Annotated in this window: 6 protein-coding genes; 2 read left to right on the plus strand and 4 right to left on the minus strand. The window is 43.2% G+C overall.

Annotated features, from left to right (window positions below; genetic code table 11):
- Nucleotides 1-95: 95 nt before the first annotated feature.
- The 3 genes from G587_RS0120440 to G587_RS0120450 all read right to left on the minus strand — a co-directional run bounded on the left by G587_RS0120440 (nucleotide 96) and on the right by G587_RS0120450 (nucleotide 4,273).
- On the minus strand, nucleotides 96-1,157 hold the full coding sequence (locus G587_RS0120440; RefSeq protein WP_026493755.1) for an ABC transporter ATP-binding protein: 1,062 nt from the start codon (nucleotides 1,155-1,157) through the stop codon (nucleotides 96-98).
- Nucleotides 1,158-1,207: 50 nt separating this feature from the next.
- Nucleotides 1,208-2,920: an ABC transporter permease gene (locus G587_RS0120445; protein WP_026493756.1), complete on the minus strand. Its 1,713-nt coding sequence runs from the start codon at nucleotides 2,918-2,920 to the stop codon at nucleotides 1,208-1,210.
- A 120-nt stretch (nucleotides 2,921-3,040) separates the two neighbouring features.
- Entirely contained in the window at nucleotides 3,041-4,273 is a 1,233-nt protein-coding gene (locus tag G587_RS0120450; RefSeq protein WP_026493757.1) for an ABC transporter substrate-binding protein, read from the minus strand.
- Between the two features lie 168 nt (nucleotides 4,274-4,441).
- Here G587_RS0120450 and G587_RS0120455 point away from each other — a divergent pair, with 168 nt between their 5' ends.
- Nucleotides 4,442-5,581, plus strand: coding sequence for a GGDEF domain-containing protein (locus G587_RS0120455; RefSeq protein WP_026493758.1), 1,140 nt, complete (start codon nucleotides 4,442-4,444; stop codon nucleotides 5,579-5,581).
- 33 nt (nucleotides 5,582-5,614) lie between these two features.
- Nucleotides 5,615-7,141 (plus strand): sensor domain-containing diguanylate cyclase, encoded by a 1,527-nt coding sequence (locus tag G587_RS24900; RefSeq protein WP_207637489.1) that lies wholly within the window; start codon nucleotides 5,615-5,617, stop codon nucleotides 7,139-7,141.
- A gap of 28 nt (nucleotides 7,142-7,169) precedes the next feature.
- On the opposite strand, the gene G587_RS0120465 is transcribed toward G587_RS24900, so the two are convergent.
- A complete protein-coding gene (locus G587_RS0120465) occupies nucleotides 7,170-7,514 on the minus strand; it encodes a phenylpyruvate tautomerase MIF-related protein (protein WP_026493760.1) in 345 nt (114 codons plus the stop codon).
- Between the last annotated feature and the right edge of the window lie 429 nt (nucleotides 7,515-7,943).

Raw genomic sequence — 7,943 nt, forward strand, 5'->3', positions numbered from 1 at the left:
TATTTCATCTTCCGACTCTGTCATATGGATTATATTAATGTTACAAACAAACCGGCATATCCGAAAAGAGGAAGACGCAATATTTTAGAAGAAATTTATAAAGCGTAAAGAGTGTTATCCTCAAAGTTAAGGTGTACTTCTTCTCCTACCTTATAAATCTTCTTATTCTTCGGATTGTACTCCTGGATCTTAACAATGCTCTCACCAACTCTGATGTGATAGTCCTGATAAGCTCCCATGAAGCATGAGTAATCAACCACACCCTTTACAGCGCCGCTGTCCGCAAGAGTTGCGCCTTCAGGACGAAGAACCATGTCACAAGCAGCACCTACAGCAAGGTTTCCTGTTGCACACTTTAAGGAGTGTCCGTTTATCTCAACCTGATCCTGTCCTGTAACCTTAGCCTTAAGGAAGTTACACTCACCGATAAAGTCAGCAACGAACCTGCTCTTCGGGTAGTAATATGCTTCCTGAGGCGATGCCACCTGCTCAACGATACCCTTGTTCATGATGATGACCTTATCTGAAATAGCCATAGCCTCAGACTGATCATGTGTTACATAAACCGCTGTGATTCCTGCTTCCTGCTGGATACGTCTGATCTCAGTTCTCATGGAAACACGAAGCTTTGCATCAAGGTTTGAAAGGGGCTCATCGAAAAGAAGAACACCGGGCTCGATTACAAGAGCTCTTGCAAGAGCTACTCTCTGTTGCTGTCCACCGGAGAGCTGGTTTGTCATACGATTTTCCATACCCTCAAGTCCTACCAGGGCAAGGATATCTGTTACCTTTTTCCTGATTGTAGCTGTATCCATCTTGCGAAGCTTAAGTCCGTATGCAACGTTATCAAAAATGTTGTAGTGAGGAAGAAGCGCATAGCTCTGGAAAACCATCGCTGTATCACGCTTATTGGGTGTAAGTGCATTTATCGGCTCACCGCCAAGATAAATCTCACCCTCATCCGGTGACTCAAAGCCTGCTATCATACGAAGTGTTGTTGTTTTACCACATCCGGAAGGACCAAGCAGTGTTACAAAGCTCCCTGGTTCGATCTCAAGGTTCTGATCCTTAACAGCATAAAAATCTTTACCTGTCTTGTGATCCTTATATATTTTTGAAATATGCTCAAGGCGTACGCCCTTTTTCTCTTTTGCCATTTTTTATACTCCATTCTGCCGTATCAAAGGTTCGGCTGACATATTGATTATTAGTTATCCAGGTTCACCTTGCGGCTGGTTCCGAAGAACTTCATAAGAAGGTTCATGATAAGAACCGCACTGTAGGTAATGAGAATCAGGATTGATGCAAATGCGCAGGCAATTCCGTAGGATCCCTTCTCTGCGAACTCATTGATCTGAACTGTGATGAGCAGATAAGAAGGTGTAACCAGAAGGATGATCGCACTGATCGCTGTAATACTGCGGACGAAGGATGTTACAAATCCGCTGAGGAAACTGTCCTTGATAAGAGGAAGAGTAACTGTCATGAATACCTTGAAGCTGTCCGCACCCATGTCATAAGCTGATTCCTCGATGCTCTTATCGATCTGACGAAGAGCTGAGATACCGCTTCTGGTACCTGTAGGAAGGCTTCGAACGATGAATACGATTACAAGGATTGCTCCTGTTCCGTACAGGCTCTGAAGGATTCCTGTTCCGAAGATACCGCCTGAAAAACCTCTGATGTAACCAATGCCGAGTACTGTTCCGGGAACTGCCATTGCAAGCATTGAAACTGCCTCAATGAAGCCCTTTGATTTGAATCTTCTTTTTACAACCAGATAAGAAATGATCATGGACAAAAGTGCTGTTATAGGCGCTGAAATAAGTGAAAGTATGAAGCTGTCCTTAAATGCCTTAAGTCCCTTGTACTTTGTAAATACCTGTCCAAACCACTTGAAGGTAAGATGGAAATCATATCCCCAGGTCTTGAACATTGCGCCGAAGGGAACGCAGATGTACATCAGAATAACAAACATTGCAAGTGCTGAGCACAGGATTGTGAGCGGCACTGTAACTGACTTATCAGTGATGAGCATACGCTCTCTTGAAGCTTTTCCTGAAAGAGTTGCTGTACTCTTCGCCTCAAGATAATACTTCTGAACTACGAACATAAGAAGTGTGATTCCGAGAAGTACTACCGCCATTGCAGCCGCACCCTCTTTGTCGTAGGCACCTGTGATCTGCAGGTAAATCGTTGTTGCAAGTGTGTCATAGGAACCACCGATAATCATAGGGTTCGCAAAGTCTGCGATTGACTCGATGAAGGTTACAAGGAAAGCATTTCCAAGTCCCGGAAGAATAAGCGGGAATGTAACAGTCATGAATACCTTTAATCTTGAAGCGCCCATGTCTCTTGCAGCCTCTTCAAGTGACGGATCGATGTTTTTAAGAAGTCCCTTGAGCATCATGTAGCAAACAGGGAAAAATGTAAGTGTCTGAACAATCGCAATTCCCCAGAAACCGTAGACACTGTTGTCGTATATGTGTAATAAAAATCTTGTAATAATACCTGCCTTACCAAAGAGCATTATCATTGAAAGAGATAATACAAACGGCGGTGATACTACAGGCAGCATGGAAACTGCCTTGAAAAGATTTTCCATAAATTTCGTTCTAAGCTTAACGTAAACCTCTACATAGGCAAAAAGAAGACCTATGAGAGCTGATGCAATACCTACCAAAAATCCTACTTTAAGTGTATTTGTTATAGCTCTTCTGAAGTTTGCAAGAGCCATTACTCTCTCGAAAATAGCAAGTGTGAAACCTTCTTCTGAAATGAAGCTGTCCACCAGCAGTATTGCCAGCGGATATAGAATAAACAAAGTAAGAAAAGCCACCAAAAGCACAATGGTTGTGACCATTATCGGATCAGCCATCAGCTTTTTTCTGTCAAGGCTGGCACTTTGACTCTTAGCCATCAATATAATCCTCCTCTTAAAAAGAAGGACGGAAGATTTTTACATCCGTCCTTCATAATCTGTAACCACAAGAAATACTTCTCTAATCTGGCAATCATTTTAGATTGCCGCCCCTAACAATTACTCGGTCTGGAAACGATCGTCTGCTGCGCTTCCAAGAGCTGTCATAACCTCTTCAATGTACTTCTCTGTGTTCTGCTTGGCATCCTCGAAGTCATAGTCCATAACGTTCTCAGGATCAAGGCCGAACTCTGAAGCAACCTCAGGCTGCTGTGCGTTGTCAATTACAAGGAACTGGTAAGAACCGTTCTGAGCTGCAAGCTCTACGCAATCAGGAGAAAGTGCATACTCGATCCAAAGCTTAGCTGCATTGGGATGAGCACAACCCTTGAAAATAGCTGTTGCACCAACCTCGAAGGATGTACCTGTTGAAGGAATAATAAGATCAATGTTGCCATAGCCGTTGTCTACGATCTGTGTGATTCCATCATGAAGGAAACCGATACCAACGATACACTCACCTGTACCAACGTTCTTAGAAGGGCCTGAACCTGACTTTGTGTAAACTTCGATGTTCTTATCAAGGTCTACAAGGTACTGGATACCTTCATCATGACCGTACTTCTGGATCATTGTGTTGATAACAAGCTTAGCTGTTCCAGCTGTGTTGTAGTTTGAAAGCCAGATAAGGCCTTTATACTTTTCATCAAGAAGATCCTGCCAGTCAGCGGGCTCCTCAACTCCCATTCTCTCAAGCTCGTCCCTGTTTACCATGAAGCCAAGGATTCCCTTATATATTCCATACCAGTAGCCGTCTTTATCCCTGTATGTATCGCTGATGAGGTGGCTTGCATTCTGAGCTTCATAAGCCTCAAGAAGGCCCTCACCTGCTGCTACGTTGTAAGGATCTGTTGTGCCGCCAAACCATACATCACCTGAAGGATTACCGTTTTCTTCCTCGATCTTACTCTGAACTTCACCGGTTGAAAGTCTCTGATACTGAACCTTTATGCCGTATAACTTCTCGAAGTTCTCACAAGCTGCTGCAAGATACTCCTCTTCGCAGGAACCGTAAACAACCAGCTCGCCCTCAGCCTTAGCTGCCTCGATGAGCTCGTCCATTCCAGCAACCTCTGTAGCTGCGCCGTCCTCAGATGTCTCTTCTGTTGCCTCAGCTGTCTCCTCAGCAGCTCCCTCTGTAGATGCCTCTGCAGTAGAAGTCTCTGCAGATGCTGCCTCCTCTGTCTTTGTGTCAGCTGCAGGTGTCTTTGCAGGTGCTGAACCTGAACCACCACATCCAATAAGGCCAAATGTCATTACTCCGGCCAACGCCAATGCCAATTTCTTTTTCATATCCCTCTCTCCTTTCAAAATCGGTCAATTGATAAACAAATCATAAAGAAAATATTAAATTTTAAATACCCAATTTTCTGTTTATTTATCCGTAAAACTGAACATGGTACAATCATAATTGAAGAGGTGAATGCACTAAGTGATTTCAATTCCCATTTGGAGGAATTTATGAATATAGTTGCAGTCGCAGTAACAGATTACATAGGAATAATTCTTCTTATAGCTCTGCTGATCAACAGTCGTTTTAAGCGCGTCGATCAGCAGCTTGACATGAAGATTTTTTCAAATATCGCTTTTCTTACACTGATTTCATGCTTCGTTGATTTCATCTCTTTTTATGCGGACGGAAACCCCGGTAATGCCTGGAGAATTATCAACATCATGGCTAATTCATTCTGCTTTTTTGCAAATCCGGTTTTTGTTTTCAGCTGGTGCCTTTATGAGGATTATAAGCTCTACCACTCCATTTACAGGCTGAGAAAAATCTATAATCTGGCTTCTATTCCTGCCGTTATAATGATAATTCTTGTTTTCGTTAATCTTTTTTACCCGATAATTTTCTATGTCACAGAGGACAATGTATATCACAGGCTTCCGCTGAGCTATGTCTACTACCTGATCGATACCGTATATCTTCTGTTTAGCTATATTGTCATTGCAAAATATGAGAAAAAGTACGGTAAGGTAAGGTTTTTCCCTCTATACCTGTTTCTTGGCCCAATTACCTTAGGATGTGCGCTGCAGCTAATATTCTTTGGTGTATCACTTATCTGGGTATCACTTGCAGTCGGAATCACCGCAATCTATATGTCCATACAGAACGAATCCGCCTACCTTGATACTCTGACAGGTCTTTATAACAGGGCATATCTGTATTACAAGCTTGATTTCACAGGAAAATTCAAGGATCCAAAGCTTGGCGGAATTATGGTGGATGTGGACTATTTTAAGCAGATAAATGACACCTATGGACACTCCACCGGTGATAAAGCTCTGACCGATGTAGCAAAGATTCTTAACAATAATAAGCCTGACAATGCAACTGCAATACGTTTTGCAGGAGATGAATTTATTCTCCTGGCCTATGACACTTCTATAGAAGAATTAGAGAACATAAAAATCCGTATGACCAGAGCAGTCGAATTTTTCAACAGTCAGAACAGGCGACCCTACAAGCTATCCCTTTCCATGGGATGCAGCACCTACGATTCCGAAAACGAGTCTCTTGATGCCTTCTTAAAGCACATGGACAACAACATGTATGAAGCCAAGAGAATCAGGCATGAAGAATTAGAAAAGCGCAGTTGATCATTTCACGCGACAGGTATAAATATGGTAAATATGAATTTTTCTGATATCAGACACTCTATCTCTGATGTCACCGATTATTCATCCTTCATACGTGAAAACAGACAGATGGTGAACAGATATTTAAACACTGTTCTCTGGTTCTGCATTCTGACAGGTCCTGCTATTGCTGTCGGTATTAAGTTCGGCGTTTTTATGGCAGCTACCTATTCGACCTGCATGGCAGTTTCCATGTACATGTTTATCGTGGCTCTGCTCCATCTCCTTATCATCAAGATCTGGCCCTATTCTGAGCACGTTGGCCTGCTTGCTCTTATTTCCATGGAGCTTCTTTTGGTATTTATGGTGTATCACCATATCCACATTCACATCACCTGGTTTTTCATTCCACTACTAAGTATTCTGTTTTGCGATGGAAAACTGTTTTCAATTACCCTGCTGACCAATTATGCCGCAATGGTCATTTCTACCTGGCTTATATCACCCTACGACAGCAGCACTAATTCCACGTTCGATACACCCTTTGAGTACTTTGTAAATACGATGCTGGGTTACACCATCGAGACTATGGTCATGCTGGTAGCAGGACTTACCCTGACTAAGATTCTCTACGATTTCTTTTCCGCTCTTATGCAGAAAAACAGGGAAGCTTTGGAAAACTCTGACAGGTTAAAGGAGCAGATGAACATTCTGTTTTCAATGGCAGAAATCTATGACCATGTGAATCTGATCGACTTAAATTCCATGACTGAGACGTCCCTCAATGACCAGTCCTACGAGACCTACGAGCTGGATTTTGAGAAGCACGCTCACACCGTCATGAATCACATGATAAAAAAGCAGGTTTCTCCTGATTATCTTGAAGCCTTTCTGGACTTTACCAATTTAAGAACACTTGAAAGGAGACTTACAGGAAAAAGATTTATATTCGGGGAATTTGTTAACACTAAGACCGGATGGTTCCGCGCCCAGTACATCAATGTGGAATCCAATGGTCAGGGCGTTCCCACCACCGTTATTTACACTGTTCAGAATATCAACTCTGATAAGAGACGTGAGGAAAATCTTATCAGGATTTCCCTTACTGATGAGCTGACTCAGCTTTTCAACAGGAGAAGTCTTGATGCTGATATTGCCCGCTATGAAAGTGGACCCATGGAGGCAGATCTTGTTATCCTGTCTATTGATATCAACAGACTTAAGGCCATCAACGATTCTTTGGGACATGACGCCGGCGATGAGCTTATCCGCGCAGCAGCTGACTGTCTCACCTCCGCCATCGGTAAAAAAGGCAAGGTTTACAGAACAGGCGGCGACGAATTCACCGCTGTTGTTCACTCCACCGCTATAGCTGCAATCGTCGATAAGATTAATCAAAAAGCAGCTTCCTGGAAAGGAAGCTACTCCGATGATCTTGCGCTTTCTATCGGCTATGCATCCCATAAGGATCATCCGGATGCAAGCATAAACGAGTTAAAGAAACTCTCTGACAAGATAATGTATGAAGAAAAAACAAAATACTATCAGGAAACAGGCTACGAGCGCCGTGGTAAGAGATAGTCTTGTTTTTTCATGCTTTTAATTCTGTTTAGAAATTGCTTCCGTTCCATCCCCATTCATGAGAAGCTGTATATTTTATATACATGCGGTCAGGAGCTATTCCCAGCACCTCGCCGTATATTTTTGTGAGCTCTGCAGTCATTCTCTCAAATGCAGCCCTGTCGGGATCTCCGAAAATATTTACACAAATGAAGGCTGTGGGCTTTTGTCCGTCACCTCTAAAGTACATCTCCTGCTCATCAGCAAGGTCGATCATGAGCCAGCTCTCACTCTTTCCGGGAATCAGAGCGATGGCCTGTCCAAGTCTTTCCTTGAGTTCTGTTCTCTGTTCAGGTGTGGTTTTTACACTTACTTTTGAATCAATAAATGGCATGGTGGTCCTCCTGTTCTTTTGTCGATATTGTCTGTTTTATGAATATTATAATACAAAAGTTTTGGCGGGAGGGGAGATTTTGGGTGAGCGTTACGTCTGTTTGAAGAAGGATGATGATGTTGGTTGCCTCGCGGTGAGGGCTTCTGGTGGGTGTTACGCCTATTTTGTAGGCCGTGATGATATCGGTTACCTCGCGGGGATGGCTTTCCGGGTGGCATTACGCCGATGCCCGAACAATTCTAGTTATCGGTTACCTCGTGGGGTGCGTCTTCAAGTTGCCGATAGACCCGGTCGCGAACAAATCCTTCTACTGGCGTAATACGATTGTCTACGCTACTCCATCCGTGAAGTCTATAGTAATACTTGTTCGCGAATAGACGTAACGGCTCCTGAACAACCCTCCCGCGAGGGGAGTCAATATATTAGATA

The sequence above is a fragment of the Butyrivibrio sp. XPD2002 genome (assembly GCF_000423945.1).
Lineage (GTDB): Bacteria > Bacillota > Clostridia > Lachnospirales > Lachnospiraceae > Butyrivibrio.

Coding starts and splice junctions, on each gene's coding strand:
- G587_RS0120450 (WP_026493757.1), bottom strand. CDS start 4,273: ATGAAAAAGAAATTGGCATTGGCGTTGGCCGGAGTAATGACATTTGGC.
- G587_RS0120445 (WP_026493756.1), bottom strand. CDS start 2,920: ATGGCTAAGAGTCAAAGTGCCAGCCTTGACAGAAAAAAGCTGATGGCT.
- G587_RS24900 (WP_207637489.1), top strand. CDS start 5,615: ATGAATTTTTCTGATATCAGACACTCTATCTCTGATGTCACCGATTAT.
- G587_RS0120440 (WP_026493755.1), bottom strand. CDS start 1,157: ATGGCAAAAGAGAAAAAGGGCGTACGCCTTGAGCATATTTCAAAAATA.
- G587_RS0120455 (WP_026493758.1), top strand. CDS start 4,442: ATGAATATAGTTGCAGTCGCAGTAACAGATTACATAGGAATAATTCTT.
- G587_RS0120465 (WP_026493760.1), bottom strand. CDS start 7,514: ATGCCATTTATTGATTCAAAAGTAAGTGTAAAAACCACACCTGAACAG.